Origin of the sequence: Pseudomonas sp. PDM26, from assembly GCF_019219185.1 — a bacterium.
Lineage (GTDB): Bacteria > Pseudomonadota > Gammaproteobacteria > Pseudomonadales > Pseudomonadaceae > Aquipseudomonas.
This window is the reverse complement of record NZ_JAHUWC010000011.1, coordinates 187,517-205,095: the sequence shown is the minus strand read 5'-3', so window position 1 is coordinate 205,095 and position 17,579 is coordinate 187,517. Positions and strand designations below refer to the sequence as shown.

Annotated in this window: 16 protein-coding genes and 1 riboswitch; of the genes, 7 read left to right on the top strand and 9 right to left on the bottom strand. The window is 60.5% G+C overall.

Features of this window, described 5'->3' with window-relative positions; translation table 11 throughout:
- Window positions 1-61: 61 nt before the first annotated feature.
- Entirely contained in the window at window positions 62-781 is a 720-nt protein-coding gene (locus KW849_RS21620; RefSeq protein WP_218431192.1) for a 16S rRNA (uracil(1498)-N(3))-methyltransferase, read from the bottom strand.
- 214 nt (window positions 782-995) lie between these two features.
- A complete protein-coding gene (locus tag KW849_RS21615; protein WP_218431191.1) occupies window positions 996-2,402 on the bottom strand; it encodes an adenosylmethionine--8-amino-7-oxononanoate transaminase in 1,407 nt (468 codons plus the stop codon).
- Window positions 2,403-2,625: 223 nt separating this feature from the next.
- On the opposite strand from KW849_RS21615, the gene KW849_RS21610 reads away from it, so the two are divergent.
- The 3 genes from KW849_RS21610 to KW849_RS21600 all read left to right on the top strand — a co-directional run bounded on the left by KW849_RS21610 (window position 2,626) and on the right by KW849_RS21600 (window position 5,817).
- Window positions 2,626-4,374, top strand: a complete 1,749-nt coding sequence (locus KW849_RS21610) for a flavin monoamine oxidase family protein (protein WP_218431190.1) — start codon at window positions 2,626-2,628, stop codon at window positions 4,372-4,374.
- Between the two features lie 265 nt (window positions 4,375-4,639).
- A complete protein-coding gene (locus KW849_RS21605) occupies window positions 4,640-5,191 on the top strand; it encodes a cytochrome b (RefSeq protein WP_218431189.1) in 552 nt (183 codons plus the stop codon).
- 32 nt (window positions 5,192-5,223) lie between these two features.
- The gene (locus KW849_RS21600; protein WP_218431188.1) at window positions 5,224-5,817 is read left to right on the top strand and encodes a YceI family protein; all 594 of its coding nucleotides are present in this window, start codon (window positions 5,224-5,226) and stop codon (window positions 5,815-5,817) included.
- 180 nt (window positions 5,818-5,997) lie between these two features.
- Here the strand turns inward: KW849_RS21600 and KW849_RS21595 are convergent, their stop codons facing one another.
- The 4 genes from KW849_RS21595 to ahcY all read right to left on the bottom strand — a co-directional run bounded on the left by KW849_RS21595 (window position 5,998) and on the right by ahcY (window position 11,550).
- On the bottom strand, window positions 5,998-7,869 hold the full coding sequence (locus KW849_RS21595) for a DEAD/DEAH box helicase (RefSeq protein ID WP_218431187.1): 1,872 nt from the start codon (window positions 7,867-7,869) through the stop codon (window positions 5,998-6,000).
- A 223-nt stretch (window positions 7,870-8,092) separates the two neighbouring features.
- Window positions 8,093-8,908, bottom strand: a complete 816-nt coding sequence (locus KW849_RS21590) for an ABC transporter substrate-binding protein (protein WP_218431186.1) — start codon at window positions 8,906-8,908, stop codon at window positions 8,093-8,095.
- 214 nt (window positions 8,909-9,122) lie between these two features.
- Complete coding sequence (metF, locus tag KW849_RS21585) at window positions 9,123-9,968, bottom strand: methylenetetrahydrofolate reductase [NAD(P)H] (RefSeq protein WP_218431185.1); 846 nt, start codon at window positions 9,966-9,968, stop codon at window positions 9,123-9,125.
- Window positions 9,969-10,140: 172 nt separating this feature from the next.
- Window positions 10,141-11,550 (bottom strand): adenosylhomocysteinase, encoded by a 1,410-nt coding sequence (ahcY, locus tag KW849_RS21580; RefSeq protein WP_218431184.1) that lies wholly within the window; start codon window positions 11,548-11,550, stop codon window positions 10,141-10,143.
- A 23-nt stretch (window positions 11,551-11,573) separates the two neighbouring features.
- Window positions 11,574-11,673: riboswitch (S-adenosyl-L-homocysteine riboswitch) on the bottom strand.
- 198 nt (window positions 11,674-11,871) lie between these two features.
- Here ahcY and KW849_RS21575 point away from each other — a divergent pair.
- A complete protein-coding gene (locus KW849_RS21575) occupies window positions 11,872-12,276 on the top strand; it encodes an acyl-CoA thioesterase (RefSeq protein WP_218431183.1) in 405 nt (134 codons plus the stop codon).
- Between the two features lie 43 nt (window positions 12,277-12,319).
- Here KW849_RS21575 and KW849_RS21570 read toward each other — a convergent pair whose 3' ends face one another.
- Window positions 12,320-13,489, bottom strand: coding sequence for an MFS transporter (locus tag KW849_RS21570; protein ID WP_218431182.1), 1,170 nt, complete (start codon window positions 13,487-13,489; stop codon window positions 12,320-12,322).
- Window positions 13,490-13,807: 318 nt separating this feature from the next.
- Here KW849_RS21570 and KW849_RS21565 point away from each other — a divergent pair, with 318 nt between their 5' ends.
- Window positions 13,808-14,641 carry an EamA family transporter gene (locus KW849_RS21565; RefSeq protein ID WP_108217015.1) on the top strand — a complete coding sequence of 278 codons (834 nt, stop codon included), beginning with the start codon at window positions 13,808-13,810 and terminating at the stop codon, window positions 14,639-14,641.
- Between the two features lie 49 nt (window positions 14,642-14,690).
- Window positions 14,691-15,074 (top strand): MAPEG family protein, encoded by a 384-nt coding sequence (locus KW849_RS21560; RefSeq protein WP_108217014.1) that lies wholly within the window; start codon window positions 14,691-14,693, stop codon window positions 15,072-15,074.
- Between the two features lie 127 nt (window positions 15,075-15,201).
- Here the strand turns inward: KW849_RS21560 and KW849_RS21555 are convergent, their stop codons facing one another.
- On the bottom strand, window positions 15,202-16,386 hold the full coding sequence (locus KW849_RS21555; protein ID WP_218431181.1) for a murein transglycosylase A: 1,185 nt from the start codon (window positions 16,384-16,386) through the stop codon (window positions 15,202-15,204).
- A gap of 128 nt (window positions 16,387-16,514) precedes the next feature.
- Here KW849_RS21555 and KW849_RS21550 point away from each other — a divergent pair, with 128 nt between their 5' ends.
- Window positions 16,515-16,964 (top strand): cytochrome c, encoded by a 450-nt coding sequence (locus tag KW849_RS21550; protein ID WP_218431180.1) that lies wholly within the window; start codon window positions 16,515-16,517, stop codon window positions 16,962-16,964.
- 176 nt (window positions 16,965-17,140) lie between these two features.
- Here the strand turns inward: KW849_RS21550 and KW849_RS21545 are convergent, their stop codons facing one another.
- Window positions 17,141-17,536: a DUF1090 domain-containing protein gene (locus tag KW849_RS21545; protein WP_218431179.1), complete on the bottom strand. Its 396-nt coding sequence runs from the start codon at window positions 17,534-17,536 to the stop codon at window positions 17,141-17,143.
- Window positions 17,537-17,579 lie beyond the last annotated feature (43 nt).

Sequence of the window (17,579 nt, the reverse complement as noted above, 5' to 3'; positions counted from 1 at the left end):
CGGCAGCTCCTACAATTGGATGGCGTACATCCTGTAGGAGCTGCCGCAGGCTGCGATCTTTTTAGAAATCACCCCAAAGCTGCTGGGCCACCGCCAGCGCTACTACAGGCGCGGTTTCGGTGCGCAGCACCCGTGGACCGAGGCGGGCAGCGTGGAAGCCGCCGGCCTTGGCCTGATCGACTTCTGCGTCGGACAAACCACCCTCCGGACCGATCAGGAATGCCAGGCTTGCAGGCTTGGCGTGGCTCACCAGCGGTTCGGCCACCGGGTGCAGCACCAGCTTCAACTCGGCTTGCGTTTGCTTCAGCCAGTCAGCCAGCAACAGTGGCGGATGAATCACCGGCACTCGCGAGCGCCCGCACTGTTCGCATGCGCTGATCGCCACCTGGCGCCAGTGCAGCAGGCGTTTGTCGGCGCGCTCGTCCTTGAGCCGGACTTCGCAGCGTTCGGTGAAGATCGGGGTGATTTCAGTGACGCCCAGTTCCGTGGCTTTCTGAATTGCCCAGTCCATGCGCTCGCCCCGGGACAGGCCCTGGCCGAGATGGATGTGCAGCGACGATTCGACCTGCCCGGCGAAGTTTTCATCGATCTGCACCACCACGCGCTTTTTGCCGACGTCGACCAGCCTGGCGCAAAACTCCTGGCCCGAACCGTCGAACAACTGCAACGCATCGCCCTCGGCCATGCGCAGCACGCGGCTGATGTAATGGGCCTGGGCTTCGGGCAACTCGTGCTCTCCGATGCTCAAGGGGGCGTCGATGAAGAAGCGGGACAGTCTCATGATGAATCTCTAAAAATTGGATCGGAATCGCATTTGTGGCTGACGGGCTTCAGTGGCGAGGGGGCTTGCCCCCGTTGGGTCGCGAAGCGGCCCCAAATTCGGCAATTGCGTAACATCAGTTAAAACGCAATGGCCGATTTACGACTGCTTCGCAGCCGAACGGGGCGGTGCGGCGGTCCGACAAGCCCCCTCGCCACAAGGGTTCTCCGTTGTCTTAGCCCGGATCACGGAACCCCGGGTGGAAGTCCTTTGGCACCGTCACGCTGACGCTGTCACGGGTCGCAATGTCGATCCCTTCGCTGGCCACTTCGGCAAGGAAGTCGATCTGCTCCGGGGTGATCACATACGGCGGCAGGAAATACACCACGCTGCCCAGTGGACGCAGTAAGGCACCGCGCTCCAGGGCGTGCTGGAACACCTTCAGGCCGCGACGTTCCTGCCATGGGTAAGCCTCTTTGCTGGCCTTGTCCTTGACCATTTCGATGGCCAGCACCATGCCGGTCTGGCGCACTTCGGACACGTTCGGGTGGTTCACCAGATGTGCCGTCGACGAAGCCATGCGCTGCGCCAGCGCCTTGTTGTTCTCGATGACGTTGTCTTCTTCGAAAATATCCAGGGTCGCCAGGGCCGCGGCGCACGCCAGCGGGTTGCCGGTGTAGCTGTGGGAGTGCAGGAAGGCACGCAGGGTCGGGTAGTCGTCGTAGAACGCGCTGTAGACTTCGTCTGTGGTCACGCACGCCGCCAGTGGCAGATAGCCGCCGGTCAAGGCCTTGGACAGGCACAGGAAGTCCGGGCGGATGCCGGCCTGTTCGCAGGCGAACATCGTCCCGGTGCGGCCGAAGCCGACGGCGATTTCGTCGTGGATCAGGTGCACGCCGTAGCGATCGCAGGCTTCTCGCAGCAGCTTGAGGTACACAGGGTGGTACATGCGCATGCCACCAGCGCCCTGGATCAGCGGCTCGACGATTACCGCCGCGACCGTGTCGTGGTTTTCGGCAAGGGTCTGCTCCATGGCGGCGAACATGTTGCGCGAGTGCTCTTCCCAGCTCATGCCCTCGGGGCGCAGGTAGCAGTCCGGGCTCGGCACCTTGATGGTGTCCATCAACAGCGCTTTGTAGGTCTCGGTGAACAGCGGCACGTCGCCCACCGACATCGCCGCCATGGTCTCGCCGTGGTAGCTGTTGGTCAGGGTGACGAAGCGCTTCTTGGCAGGCGTACCGCGATTGAGCCAATAGTGAAAGCTCATTTTCAGCGCGACTTCGATGCAGGACGAACCGTTATCGGCGTAGAAGCACCGGGTCAGGCCTTCCGGCGTCATCTTCACCAGACGCTCGGACAGTTCGATGACCGGTTGATGGCTGAAACCGGCAAGGATCACATGTTCGAGCTGATCGACCTGGTCCTTGATGCGCTGGTTGATCCGCGGGTTGGCGTGGCCGAACACATTGACCCACCAGGAGCTGACCGCATCGAGGTAGCGTTTGCCTTCGAAGTCTTCCAGCCACACGCCTTCCCCGCGCTTGATCGGGATCAGCGGCAGTTGTTCGTGATCTTTCATCTGGGTGCAGGGATGCCACAACACGGCGAGATCGCGTTGCATCCACTGATTATTCAGGCCCATTTTCACTCTCCTGGAGGCGGTCCGTGACCAGCGCGGACAAACAATCGCGCAAGCCTATGCAATGCGTGCCACGGGGACAACCCATTGTGTCAAATCAGCTACTTTATCCAGGCCGGTAGACGTTGCTGGCGGGTGTTTGAAGGCTGACGTATCCTTCGCGGTTCTTGAGCCGTCTGGCTCGCAAAAACTGCTGTTTTCCTCGTGTGATTCCGGAGTTCGCTGAATGTCTGTCGGTTGGCTGCGCGCCTGTGCGCTGGTGATGTTGGGGCTGTTCAGCGTGTCTGCGCTGGCCAAGGATAAAACCGCGATCGTGATCGGCGGCGGCCTGTCGGGCCTGACTGCTGCGTACGAGCTGCAGAACAAGGGTTGGCAGGTCACCCTGCTGGAAGCCAAGTCGAGCCTGGGTGGCCGTTCCGGCATGGCCACCAGCGAGTGGATCGGCAACGACAAGGCCCAACCGGTGCTGAACAAATACGTATCGAACTTCAAGCTGAGCACCACGCCGGCCCCTGAGTTCGTGCGGACCCCAGGCTATCTGATCGATGGTGAGTATTTCTCCGCCGCCGACCTGGCGACCAAACAGCCGGCCACCGCCGAGGCGCTCAAGCGCTTCGACAAGACCGTGGACGATCTGGCGCGCTCGATCGACGACCCGCAGAACCCGGCCGCCAACAACACGCTGTACGCGCTGGATCAGATCAACGTGTCGAGCTGGCTCGACAAGCAGAACCTGCCGGCCACCGCCCGCCAGCTGATCAACCAGCAGATCCGTACCCGCTACGACGAACCTTCGCGCTTGTCGCTGCTGTACTTCGCGCAGCAGAGCCGCGTTTACCGCGGCGTCTCCGATCGTGACCTGCGGGCTTCGCGCCTGGTCGGTGGCAGTCCGGTGCTGGCCCAGGCCCTGGTCAAGCAGCTGAAAACCATCAAGACCAATTCCCGGGTCTCGTCAATCACTCAGGACAAGGACGGCGTAACCGTCAAAGTCGACAGCGTCAGCTATCAGGCTGACTACGTCGTGCTGGCGGTGCCACTGCGCGCCCTGAACAAGATCCAGATGATCCCGGCGCTGGACGCCCAGCACCTGGCGGCGATCAAGGGCACCAACTACGGATGGCGCGACCAGATCATGCTGAAGTTCAAGACGCCGGTGTGGGAATCCAGGGCGCGCATGTCTGGCGAGATCTACAGCAACACCGGCCTGGGCATGTTGTGGATCGAGCCTGCCCTGAAGGGCGGTGCCAATGTGGTGATCAACCTGTCCGGCGACAATGCACGAGTGATGCAGGCGTTCGGCGACAAGCAGATGGTCGATCAGGTGTTGATTCGCCTGCATACGTTCTATCCACAGGCTCGCGGTTCGTTCACCGGTTATGAAATCCGTCGCTACAGCACCGACCCGTCGACTGGCGGCGCCTACCTGGCCTTCGGCCCGGGCCAGATCAGCAAGTTCTGGCGCCTGTGGGAACGCCCGATTCAGCGCGTAACCTTCGCTGGCGAACACACCGACACCCTGTATCCGGGCACCCTGGAAGGCGCGCTACGCACTGGTCAGCGTGCAGCAGGCCAGGTTGAAGACCTGGCGGCGGGCAAGTCGTTCGAACCGGCGAAAGTGGTCCCGGCCGCTGCGGCGGGCGCTGGTGCGGTGGCGGCGAAGAAAGGCAATTTCTTCAGCAACCTGTTCGGCGGCTCCGATGACGAGAAGAAGCCAGAGCTGGTCAAGGCACCTGAGCCGGTTGCACCGCCAGCGCCTGCTCCGGTGCCAGCCCCGGCGGAAGCACCGGCCCCGGTGGAAGCACCGAAGCCTGCGACCCCGGTAAAAACCGAGCCGGCCAAAAAGGCTCCGGCAAAACCGGCTGCCAAGATCGAGGCGAAAAAAGCCCCGGTCAAGGCACCGGCCAAGAAAACCGAGCCGGTGAAGAAGCCAGCAGCTAAACCTGCGGCGACTCCGGCAATGGATGCCAAGGCGTAGTAAGCCCTGGGACAAAAAGAACGCGGCGTAAATGCCGCGTTTTTTTTGCCTGAAGAAAGCCGGGGTCTAAAATCGAATAAAACATTTGGTACAGGTGTTCTTCGGTTCGTATTCATTTTTTCTAACACTTTCGACTTTAATCTTTCCTTAACTCGCCTGTTTCAGACTCTTGATCGTATTTCTCGATATTTCAAAGCGAAATTTTCGGCTTTAATTCGATAGATAACCCGATAGTCTTGGGCCAGCACTTACAGGGATCTAGGCAATGCAGCTACGTAACTCGACCTCCCGCTACGGCTGGGTCAGCATCTTCATGCACTGGGGCGTGGCGCTGGCCGTGTTCGGTTTGTTCGCCCTCGGGCTGTGGATGGTCGGTCTCGGCTATTACGACCCGTGGCGCAAAGACGGACCGGATCTGCACAAGAGCATTGGTTTGATCTTGCTGGGAGTCATGGTGCTGCGGGTGCTGTGGCGTTTCATCAGCCCGCCACCACCGGCCTTGGCCAGTTACAGCCGCATGACGCGCCTGGGCGCCATGTTCGGTCATGCCTTTCTGTATTTCTGTCTGTTCGCCGTGATGATTGCCGGTTACCTGATTTCCACCGCAGAAGGTGCCGGGATTCCGGTGTTTGACTGGTTTGAAGTGCCTGCCCTGGTTTCCGGACTGCCGGACCAGGCAGATAACGCCGGTGCGATTCACCTCTACCTGGCGTGGGTGCTGGTAATTTTTTCCGGACTTCATGCGTTGGCAGCATTGAAGCACCACTTTATCGACCGTGATGCGACCCTCAAGAGAATGCTGGGTCGCAAAGCCTGAAGTTCAACCTCGACTCCCAAGGAAAACAAAGCATGTTGAAAAAGACTCTCGCCGCTCTGGCAATCGGTTCCGCTCTGCTGTCCGCCAACGTGATGGCGGCTGACTACGTTGTAGACACAACAGGCCAGCACGCCTTCGTCAACTTCAAGATCAGCCACCTGGGCTACAGCTTCATCACCGGTACCTTCAAGACCATGGACGGCAAGTTCAGCTTCGACGCCGCCAAGCCTGAAGACAGCAAGATCGAGTTCAACGTGAACACCTCCAGCGTTTTCACCAACAACGCCGAACGTGACAAGCACGTCTCCAGCAAAGACTTCCTGAAAGTGGCTGATTTCCCTAAGGCCACGTTCGTGTCCACCAGCGTCAAAGCCACCGGTAAAAACGCCGCTGGCAAAGACACGGCCGACGTGGCCGGCGACCTGACTATTGCTGGCGTAACCAAGCCAGTCGTGATCAAGGCCACTTTCCTGGGTGAAGGCAAGGATCCATGGGGCGGCTACCGTGCCGGCTTCGAGGGCACTACCAGCATCAAGCGTTCCGATTTCGGCAAGATGATGGACCTGGGCCCACAGTCCGACGCGGTTGATCTGTACGTCTCGTTTGAAGGTGTCAAAGCGAAGTAATGCTGAGACTGTAGGAGCGAGCTTGCTCGCGAAAAACCTGAGGGAAGCGCGTTTGTCCAGGAAGTACGCGTTATCGTTAACGTCCATCGCGAGCTAGCTCGCTCCTACAGTGTTTAAATCAGTCATAAAAAAACACCCCTGATCTCGCGATCAGGGGTGTTTTTTATTGTTCGCGATAACTCAGCGATTGCGGGTCAGCAGCGCTGGTTTCTCACCACGAGGACGGCTCGGCAGTTGATCCAGTTGCTCAGGTGTCGGGAAGCGGTCGGCCTTCGACTCCTTGTGCATGATCTTCGGCGCCGGGCCACGCGGGTTCTGCACGGCCGGCTCGGATAGCGGCTGGTCGTCACGGGCCGGGCGGCGGTTGCGCGAGTCTTCGCGGCGGGCCTGGCCGTCACGCGGTGCGCCACTGCGAGGGCCGCTACGCTTGGCCGGTGGGGTGCCGGTGCTGGCGCCATCGCTGTTGCGCGGACCGCTCTGGCGACCTTGTGGTTTGCCGGAGCGTGGAGCGCCCGAACTGGCGGCGGTGCCTTGTGCCGGAGCGCCCGGACGGCGCCCACGGCCTTGGGCCGGTTTCTGCTGCGGCACGTAGTCGACGCGGTTACCGAAGTTATCGATATCGTCGTCCAGGAACTCGTCCGGGGCACGGTCAGCGGCGGCGCGTGGTGCTTGGCTCGGCTGACGCTGTTCACGGGCCGGAGTACCTTCGCGGGGCTTTTGCTGACGGGCAGGGCGCTCGCCGCGTTCGCCGGCCGGTTTTTCCTTGCCCTTGTCCTTGCCTTTGTCCTTGCGACCGCCGCCGCCACCGCTGCCGTTCGGACCGTCGCCGCGTGGGCCACGTGGATTGCGTGGGTTACGCATGTCCGGACGCTCGCGCACTTCTGGTTTCTCGGCTTCCACGGCGCTGGCATCGAAGCCCATCAGGTCGCCGTCGGCGATTTTCTGTCGGGTCATGCGTTCGATGCTTTTCAGCAGTTTTTCTTCGTCCGGGGCTACCAGCGAAATCGCCTCGCCCGAACGACCGGCGCGGCCAGTACGGCCGATACGGTGCACGTAGTCTTCATCGACATTTGGCAATTCGAAGTTGACCACGTGGGGCAACTGGTCGATATCCAGGCCGCGAGCGGCGATGTCGGTGGCGACCAGGATGCGCACTTCGCCGGCCTTGAAGTCGGCCAGGGCTTTGGTGCGGGCATTCTGGCTCTTGTTGCCGTGGATCGCGACGGCGCTCAGGCCGTGTTTGTCCAGGTACTCGGCCAGACGGTTGGCGCCGTGCTTGGTGCGGGTGAACACCAGCACCTGTTCCCAGGCGCCGGCGGTGATCAGGTGCGCCAGCAACGAACGCTTGTGGCTGGCGGCCAGACGGAACACACGCTGTTCGATACGCTCGACCGTGGTGTTCGGCGGCGTGACTTCGATGCGCTCCGGGTTGTGCAGCAGCTTGCCGGCGAGGTCGGTGATGTCCTTGGAGAAGGTCGCCGAGAACAGCAGGTTCTGGCGCTTGGCTGGCAGACGCGCCAGCACTTTCTTCACGTCATGGACGAAACCCATGTCGAGCATGCGGTCGGCTTCGTCCAGCACGAGGATTTCCACGTGGGACAGGTCGACGCTGCCTTGGCCGGCCAGGTCGAGCAGACGGCCAGGGCAGGCCACCAGCACATCCACGCCACGGGCCATGGCCTGAACCTGCGGGTTCATGCCGACACCGCCGAAGATGCAGGCGCTGACGAACTTCAGGTCACGGGCATAGACCTTGAAGCTTTCATGCACTTGTGCGGCGAGTTCGCGAGTCGGGGTCAGGACCAGTACGCGCGGCTGGCGCGGGCCGTGACGCTGGGATTTGTCCGGGTGACCGTTGGGGAACAACCGCTCCAGGATCGGAAGGGCGAAACCGCCGGTTTTACCAGTACCTGTCTGTGCCGCGACCATCAGGTCGCGACCTTGCAACACGGCGGGAATGGCCCGCTGTTGCACCGGAGTAGGCTCGGTATAGCCCGCTGCCTCGATGGCGCGGACTAAAGCCTCGGAGAGACCGAGGGAAGCAAAGGACATGAGTAATCCTGTTTTAAGTTAGGGCTTGGCCCAATGGGAGTCTTGCCTGGCGCGAATGGCGTTTAAGAGGACGCAATCCCGTCCGGTCCTGCTGGGTCTCGAAGGCTCGTCTGCAAACGCTCGCGCGGGCTGAAAGCTGCGCAGTAGCGGGGTTGAGATGCCTTTAACGATTCCGAGCGTCCGGGCGTGAGCCTGGCGGGAAGGCCGGAGTATAACAGAGCTATCACTGCGCGCTGCTTTCCTGCTGCTCAACGGTTTTTTCCGTGGTAGCCGTGGCCTTTTCAGCCTTCACGCTGGCGGCCGGTTGCGCGCCATAGCGGGCACTCAGTTCAGCGTAGGCGGGCTCGCGCTTGAAGCGTTTGAGTTCGGCGCCGAAACGCTGCACCAGCAGATCCATGCCCGCATTGCGCCGCACCGCGAGAAACTGGCTTTGCTGGCTGATGACCGTGGGGTTTTCGGTGATCTTGCCGCGGATGCCCAGTTCATCGAGCAAATGCTGGCCGACCCGGCGGTCGGTAATCAGCAGGTCAATGCGCCCGCGCACCAGTTTGCCGAAGTTGGCTTCATGGGTGGGAGCCGGCTCGCGGGTGAACAGCGTCGAATCGCTGAAGTCCTTGCTGTACAGGTAACCCGGCGAGGTGCCGATGGTCAGGCCACGCAAGTCATCGAGGGTGCGAAATGGATGGGGCCGGTCATTGGCGTAGAACATCACGAACTGGACTTCAGACAGTGGTTCGCTGGGGTAGAGCAGGGTCGCATCACGTTCGTCGCTATGGAAGATGTCCAGCGCGCCGTCGGCCTGCCCGGTTTCAAGCATCGACAGGCAGCGTTTCCATGGCAGGAACTGCCATTCCACTTCGATGCCCAGGCGCTTGAAGACAATGGCGGTGGTTTCGTAGTCCAGACCTAGCGATTTGCCGTTGACTTCATACACATAAGGCGCCCACGGCTCCGTGACAATGCGCAGCTTCTCGCCCCGAGCGGCGAAGCTCAGGCAAGTGAATACAAGCATGGCGATTAACTGCGTGATCAAAGGCATGGGTTTGAGATTACGACGAGAAACCGGAAAGAGCCAGAAACTGACCGCAGATGCTCTAACTCCGTGGATTGCTGCACATTAATAGTGCGCTGAAAGCAAAAGATCGCAGCCTGCGGCAGCTACTACAGGGAATACACATTCCGGGGTAGGAGCTGCCGCAGGCTGCGATCTTTTGATCTTGCTTGTAGCTTTCAACTTGCAGCTTGTAGCTGCCTCAACGCGGCAATTTCAGGTTTCTCCACACCGCCAGGCTCGCTTCAGCCTGGTTCAATGTGTAGAAGTGCAGCCCTGGAGCGCCGCCCTGCAGCAATTGTTCGCACATTTCGGTGATGACCTGTTCACCAAAGCGCTGAATGCTCTGGGTGTCGTCGCCGTAGGCTTCCAGTTGCTTGCGGATCCAGCGCGGGATTTCCGCACCGCAGGCATCGGAGAAGCGCGCCAGCTTGCTGTAGTTGGTGATCGGCATGATGCCCGGCACGATCGGGATGCTCACACCCAGCGCCCGCACACGTTCCACGAAGTAGAAGTAGCAGTCGGCGTTGAAGAAGTACTGGGTGATCGCACTGTCGGCGCCAGCGTTGGCCTTGCGCACGAAGTTGGCAACATCGTCTTCGAAATTGCGCGCTTGCGGATGCATTTCCGGGTAAGCGGCGACTTCGATGTGGAAGTGATCACCGGTTTCTTCACGAATGAATTCAACCAGGTCGTTGGCGTGGCGCAATTCACCGCTGGCCATGCCCATGCCTGAAGGCAGGTCACCGCGCAGAGCGACGATACGCTTGATGCCGGCGGCCTTGTACTCGGCCAGCAGGCCGCGCAGGTCAGCTTTGCTATCGCCCACACAGGACAGGTGCGGAGCGGCAGGGATTTTGACTTCGCTTTCGAGCTGCAACACGGTGTTCAGCGTGCGATCACGGGTCGAACCGCCGGCGCCATAGGTGCAGGAGAAGAAATCGGGGTTGTAGGTGGCCAACTGGCGAGCAGTGGCAAGCAGCTTTTCTTGCCCAGCATCGGTCTTCGTAGGGAAGAACTCGAAGCTGTAGCGACGATCTTGGGACATGGTCAAATCCTTGGAAACTCATAAGGCGGACGCTGGCCCCCTGTAGGAGCGAGCTTGCTCCGGGCGGCGCTCCGACGAAAGACGTCAAGGCAACGCGTTTATCCAGACAGCACGCGTTATCGTTAACGTCCATCGCGAGCAAGCTCGCTCCTACACAGGAAGAGCCGGCCTATCAGTAGCGGTAAGCGTGCGGCTTGAACGGACCTTCGACGGTCACGCCGATGTAGTCGGCCTGGGTCTTGGTCAGTTGAGTCACGACGCCGCCGAAGCCACGGACCATTTCCAGGGCCACTTCTTCGTCGAGTTTCTTCGGCAGTACTTCAACGGTCAGGCGCTCGGCTTGCTGGGCTGGCGACAGGTCGGCGTACTTCTGGCCGAACAGGAAGATCTGCGCCAGAACCTGGTTGGCGAACGAACCGTCCATGATGCGGCTCGGGTGGCCAGTGGCGTTGCCCAGGTTAACCAGACGGCCTTCGGCCAGCAGGATCAGGTAGTCGTCGTTCTGTGGGTCGAAATCGCCAGCGCCGGTACGGTGGATCTTGTGAACCTGCGGCTTCACTTCTTCCCATGCCCAGTTCTTGCGCATGAAAGCGGTGTCGATTTCGTTGTCGAAGTGGCCGATGTTGCAGACAACGGCACGCTTCTTCAGGGCTTTGAGCATGTTCGAATCGCAAACATTGACGTTGCCGGTGGTGGTCACGATCAGGTCGATCTTGCCCAGCAGTGCCTTGTCGATGCTTGCTTCAGTACCGTTGTTGATACCGTCGATGAATGGCGAAACCACTTCGAAACCGTCCATGCAGGCTTGCATGGCGCAGATCGGGTCGACTTCGGAAACCTTGACGATCATGCCTTCCTGACGCAGGGACTGAGCGGAACCCTTGCCCACGTCGCCGTAGCCGATGACCAGCGCTTGCTTGCCGGACAGCAGGTGGTCGGTGCCGCGCTTGATGGCATCGTTCAGGCTGTGACGGCAGCCGTACTTGTTGTCGTTCTTGCTCTTGGTCACCGAGTCGTTGACGTTGATGGCCGGGATTTTCAGCTCGCCCTTGGCCAGCATGTCCAGCAGGCGGTGAACACCGGTGGTGGTTTCTTCGGTCACACCGTGGACGCGGTCCAGAACCTGTGGGTACTTCTTGTGCAGCAGCTCGGTCAGGTCGCCGCCGTCGTCGAGGATCATGTTGGCATCCCATGGCTGGCCATCTTTGAGGATGGTCTGCTCAAGGCACCACTCGTACTCTTGTTCGGTTTCACCTTTCCAGGCGAAAACCGGGATGCCGGCAGCGGCGATGGAAGCGGCGGCCTGGTCCTGAGTCGAGAAAATGTTGCAGGACGACCAGCGTACTTCGGCACCCAGGGCAACCAGGGTTTCGATCAGCACGGCAGTCTGAATGGTCATGTGGATGCAGCCGAGAATCTTCGCGCCCTTGAGCGGTTGCTCTTCGGAGTACTTGCGACGCAGACCCATCAGGGCTGGCATTTCGGATTCAGCGATGATGGTTTCGCGACGGCCCCAGGCAGCCAGGGACATATCGGCGACTTTGTAATCGGTAAAATCTGCAGGCGTGATAACAGCGCTCATGAAGAGCCTCCATTCGTAATGTATGCGAATGGGCGCCGTTGTGCGTTTAGTGTCTGGCTTAAGGCCAGGCAACGCCCCATCCGAGCCTGACAGGTCGAACCTGCTGCAGCGCCCCTCGGACAGGTGGCGGGAAAACGGTATCAAGCGATGATGACCGTTTTGAAACGGTGGCGATTATAGCGGGCTATGCTGATCTTCCAAAGCGTTTCTGTTGGTCAATGTCCGAACGGTAATCGAGACCATAGTCAAAGCTTGATAGAGCTCTAGCCCGGGCTCTGCCATGATGCCGGGCATCAATCGGCAAGATGGTCAGGAGTGAATATGAATTTCCACACCCGCAAATGGGTAAAACCTGAAGACCTCAACCCTAACGGCACTTTGTTCGGCGGTAGCCTGCTGCGCTGGATCGACGAAGAGGCGGCGATCTACGCCATCGTCCAGTTGGGGAACCAGCGTGTAGTGACCAAGTACATTTCCGAAATCAACTTCGTCAGCGCCTCGCGCCAGGGCGACATCATCGAGCTGGGCATCACGGCAACCGAATTCGGCCGCACCTCGATCACCCTGACATGCGAAGTGCGCAACAAGATCACCCGCAAAAGCATCCTGACGGTGGAGAGGATGGTCTTCGTCAACCTGGGTGAAGACGGCTTGCCCGCGCCCCATGGCCGAACCGAGATCAAGTACGTCAAAGACCAGTTCAAGGATGATGATGCCGCTCAGTGAGATCGGTGGCGCGCCCTTCGCGAGCATACGATCAAGTTGATGCTCAACCCGCCAGATCAAGCGCAGCCGCAACGCGACGCTGGCGATAGATGAAGAACAATGCAGTCAACACGGTCAGCCCGCTGCCCAGCGCACCGGTCCACGGCAAGTCCGCCAGATCCGCACCGCTGGCCACCACCAGGCCGCCGATCCAGGCTCCGGCGGCGTTGCCGAGGTTGAAGGCGCTCTGGTTCAAGGTCGAACCCAGGTTCGGCGCCTCAATGGCCTGATCGATGATCAGCAGTTGCAGGATCGGGCACAGCGCAAAGGCGAACGTACCCCACAGCACCAGCGTGATCGCTGCCGGAATGGCCGAATGGCTGGTTTGCGTGAACGCCGCCAGCACCACCAGTACCGCCAGCGCCATGCCCACCAGTGAAGGCAGCAAGCGGCTGTCCGCCAGACGACCACCGAGCATGCTGCCGGCGGTCAAGCCAACGCCGAACAACAGCAGCATGATGGTGACGCCGTGCGGGCTGACGCCAGTGATGTCCTGCAGGATCGGGGCAATGTAAGTGAACACACTGAACAGGCTGGTCGAGGCCAGCACACTCATGCCCAGCGCCAGCAGTACGTTGGCCTTGCCCAGCACCTTGAACTCGCTGGCCAGGTTGGCTTTATCCATCGCGATGCTCTTCGGCAACCAGACCCATTGCGCAATCGCCGCCAGTACACCGATCACCGACACCGCCCAGAAGGTCGAGCGCCAACCTGCGTATTGCCCGAGTGCGGTGCCCAGCGGCACGCCGAGCACGTTGGCCAGGGTCAGGCCGGTGAACATCATGGCAATCGCCTGGGCCCGTTTGTTGGGTGCCACCAGCCCGGCGGCGACCACCGAACCGATGCCGAAAAATGCGCCATGGCACAGTGCCGTGATCACTCGCGCGGCCATCAGCGTGGCGTAATTCGGCGCCAGCGCGCAGAGCATGTTGCCGAGGATGAACATCAGCGTCATGCCCAGCAGGGTAGCTTTGCGCGGCATGTTGGCGGTGCCGACGGCGAGGATTGGTGCGCCGAACACCACGCCCAGGGCATAGCCGGTGATCAGCAGTCCGGCATCGGGAATGCTCACACCGAGATCGCGGGCGACGTCGGGCAACAGGCCCATGATGACGAATTCGGTGGTGCCGATGCCGAAGGCGGCAACAGCGAGGGCAAGCAAAGCGAGTGGCATGCGCAAGGTCTCTGTCGGTAGTCTTGACGCTGTGATCAGGCATACGCAGGCCGACGACCGTTCTCGACGAGAGCGGGCCGGGCAGAATTTTTATTGGAATTAGTCTTTGCGCAACTGAGTGCGGCGTGGTCGCTTGCAGTATAAACAGCCACTGATATATGGCGAATCAAATCTCTGCCGAACACTGTAGGAGCGAGCTTGCTCGCGAAGGACGTCAACGATGACGCGTGTTTGCTGGCAAACCGCGTTGCCCTTGCTTTTTTCGCGAGCAAGCTCGCTCCTACAAGCGATCGTGGAGACAACAAAAAGGAGTAGGCCGTGCTTGCAACGGCGTTGGTGTTGATGGCGGCGCTGTTGCACGCGGCGTGGAATACCCTGATCAAGTTCAGTGCGGAGCGGCTGTTGGTGGTGGCCTGCATGGACAGCGTGGCGCTGCTCTTTGTCGCGCTGATGTTGCCATTCCTGAGCGTGCCGCCGCTGGAGATCTGGCCGTGGATCCTGGCATCGGCGGCGTTCGAGTTGCTCTATCGCTATTTGTTGATCCAGGCCTATCGGGTCGGCGACCTCGGGCTGGTTTACCCGTTGATGCGCGGCCTGTCGCCGTTGGTGGTGCTGGCGCTGACGCTGATCTTTGCCGGGGAAGAGCTGACCCACCAACAGATTTTCGGAATCCTGCTGATCCCGTTCGGCATGCTGTGCCTGCTGTGGCAGGGCGGCGGCGGAGCGCGTCTTCCATGGTCGATGCTACCGGTGGTGGCGCTGATCGGCCTGTGCATCGGTTGCTACACCTACATCGACGGGCAGGCATTGCGGCGCTGGTCCCATCCACTGGATTACCTGGTCTGGGTCACTCTGCTCAGCGCCTGGCCGTTTCCTCTATTGGCGTTGGTGCGTAAACGACCCGCGTTCATGCTGTTCTGGCGCGAGCAGTGGCGGCTGGGCCTGGCGGTCGGGTTCTGCGTGTTGTTCAGCTACGCTTTGGTGCTGTGGGCGATGCAGTTGGGTTCGATTGCCGAGGCCGCAGCGTTGCGCGAGATCAGCGTGATTCTGGTGGTGCTGTTTGGCATGCGTTACCTGAAAGAACCGTTTGGCGGGCCACGGTTGCTCGCCTGTAGCCTTGTGATGATCGGCATACTGGTGATGAAGTTTTGATCGCCCGGATGGAATTCAACTCTCCACAACTAGAAGAAAGGACGACGTTATGACGGTGGCTCTGTGGTGCATTTTGATTGCGATTTTACTGCCGTATGTGTGTACGTGGGTCGCCAAGATCAGTGGCGGGTTCAGGCTGAAAGACAATCATGACCCTCGTGACTTTCTCGACTCTCTGGAAGGCTTGGGCAGGCGGGCACACTCGGCGCAGTTGAACAGTTACGAAGTGACGCCGGCGTTCGCGGCGGCGGTGATCGTGGCGCACCTGGTCGGCAATGCCGAACTGGTGACGATCAATGTGCTGTCGGTGTTGTTCATTACCAGCCGCCTGCTCTACATCATCTGCTACCTGGCGGACTGGGCGACGCTGCGGTCGCTGGTGTGGTTCGTGGGGATGGCGTTGATCGTGAGTTTCTTTGTGGTGTCGGTCTGACAGATCTTCGCCGACACCATTGACCTGTAGGAGCCGGCTTGCCGGCGAAAGCGGAGTGTCAGGCGACATCATTGTTGATCAACCCGCCGCCTTCGCCGGCAAGCCGGCTCCTACAGTAATCAGTTGCTCACGGATTGGCTTTAACCGCATCCGACACCTGCGGTACTTGCGGTAGCGCCGCACCTTTGGGCCAGAGCATCCAGATTTGCCCCTGCTGCTTCATGTCCCCGGCCAATTGCCCGGCTGCATCGCCGGTGCCCCAGAACAGATCCGCCCGAACCTCACCGGCAATGGCGCCGCCAGTGTCCTGTGCTGCCACCGGGCGAACCAGCGCGGTGCCGTCCGGTTTGGTGGTGGACAGCCACAACAGGCTGCCCAGCGGAATGACCTTGCGATCCACTGCCGCGCTGTAACCGGCGGTCAGCGGTACGTTCAGCGAGCCGCGCGGGCCTTCGTTGCTGTCCGGGTTACGGGTGAAGAACACGTAGCTGGGGTTGCTGCCGAGCAGTTCGGGAATCCGTGACGGATTGGCCTTGGCCCAGGTACTGATGGCACTCATGGTCACGTCTTCTTTTTTCAACTCGCCCTGTTCCACCAGCCAGCGGCCGATCGGTCGATACGGATGGCCGTTCTGATCGGCGTAAGCAATGCGCAACTGGTGGCCATTGTCGAGCTGGATACGGCCCGATCCCTGGATTTGCAGGAACTGCAGGTTCATCGGATCGGTCAGCCAGGCCACGACCGGCGCCTTGACACCTTTGTTTTCGATGGTTGCCGCATCGTCGTATGGCTTGAGCACGCGACCTTCGAGCCGACCGCGCAGGCGTTTGCCCTTGAGTTCCGGGTAAATGCTGTCGAGGGCGACGACGATCATGTCTTCGGGGACGCCATAGACCGGGACATTGGCTGCGCCGGTCTGGGTCAGGCTCCCGGGATAGACCGGTTCGTAGTAGCCGGTGATCAGGCCGCTGGGGTTGTCGTTGGCGGCACGCAGGCCATAGACATCGAGGTTCTGTTTGAGAAAACCGCGAATGTCGCTGGCGGTTTGCGGCACGTTGGCAGCCGCTGCGCAGGTGCCACCCCAGACCGGGTCGGCCTTGAGTCGGGTGCAGGCGCTGCGCCACGAACCGAAGCCGGCGACCAGGTCGTTGTCGGACACCGCCGGCAGCGCTTCCCATGTGGCACTGGAATAGGTCGCCAGAGCGTGGGTTTTCGGTTGTTGGTTGTCGCCACCGGTGCAGCCTGCGAGCAGGGCCACCATCGGCAGGGTCCAGGCCAGACTGTGGCGCCATGCCTTGATACGGCTGTTCATGGAGTGATTCCTTTGCCGGTTACCTGAGTGCTCCATGCGCTCAAGCAACCCTTATTGATAATAGGGCTATTGGTCTTTGCCGATGACGCGAGGATACTGGCCGCCGTTTCCCGTGACCTGAAGCCACCATGACTCTTAAAAGACTTTCTGTTGTATTGCTGGCCTGCCTGACGTTGTCCGCTTGTGGCGGAGTCGACCCCAACTCGCCGCTCGGCCAGCGCAAGGCCATTTTCAAGCAGATGCTCAAGACTGGCGAAGACCTGGGCGGCATGCTGCGTGGGCGCATTGCGTTCGATGGCCCGAAGTTCGCCGAGGGCTCGGTGAAACTCGATGCGCTGTCCCGTGAGCCGTGGCAACACTTTCCGCAGGTTCGCGAAGAAGATCACACCAGCGCCAAGAGCGATGTCTGGGAGCAGCAGGCGCGCTTCCAGGCCATGGCCCGTGACCTTGAATCCGCCACCGGTGAATTGGTGATCGCCAGCCAGATTCAACCCTACAAGGCCAGTAACCTGGGGCCGTCGGTGCAGAAAGTCGAAGATGCTTGCAGTGCGTGTCATAAGGCGTTTCGGGATCATTGATTCTCGGCTGCGACGGTCTGCTGTTGTGGCGAGGGAGCTTGCTCCCGCTCGGCTGCGCAGCAGACGTTAATTGGCTGTCGGGTTCGATCTGATGTCCAGGATGGCTGGTTTGGGGCTACTTCGTAGCCCAGCGGGAGCAAGCTCCCTCGCCACGGTTAGCCTTGGGTGTTGCTTGTTTATTTATCCAGCTCATCGAGTGCGTCCTGCAATTCCTTGCGGGCATCGGCGAGTTTGTCTTTGCGCTTGTTGATCTTGTCAGAGTCGCCTTTGCTCATGGCCTTGTCGAGGTCGGCCTGACGCTTGCTGACCTCGTGCCTGGCGTCAAGCACCTTGTTTTCCCGTTCCTTCTTCAGCGAGGCATCGGTGCAGTTCGCCTTGACTTCGCTCAGGGCTTTTTCCAGACCTGCCTGCTGGTCGGCGTTACCGTGGACCTTGGCCAATTCGATCTGGTTGACGATACCTTGCTTCCTGGCCGCGCAACCGGTCAGCCCCGGCGCTTCCTCGTCCGCCACTAACGGGGTGGCCAGCACACTGCAAAGGGCCAACAGGACGAGCGGTGAAAGAAATTTCATAAAAGCTCCATGTATGAAGACAAGCGGGCCGGTGTGGCAACGG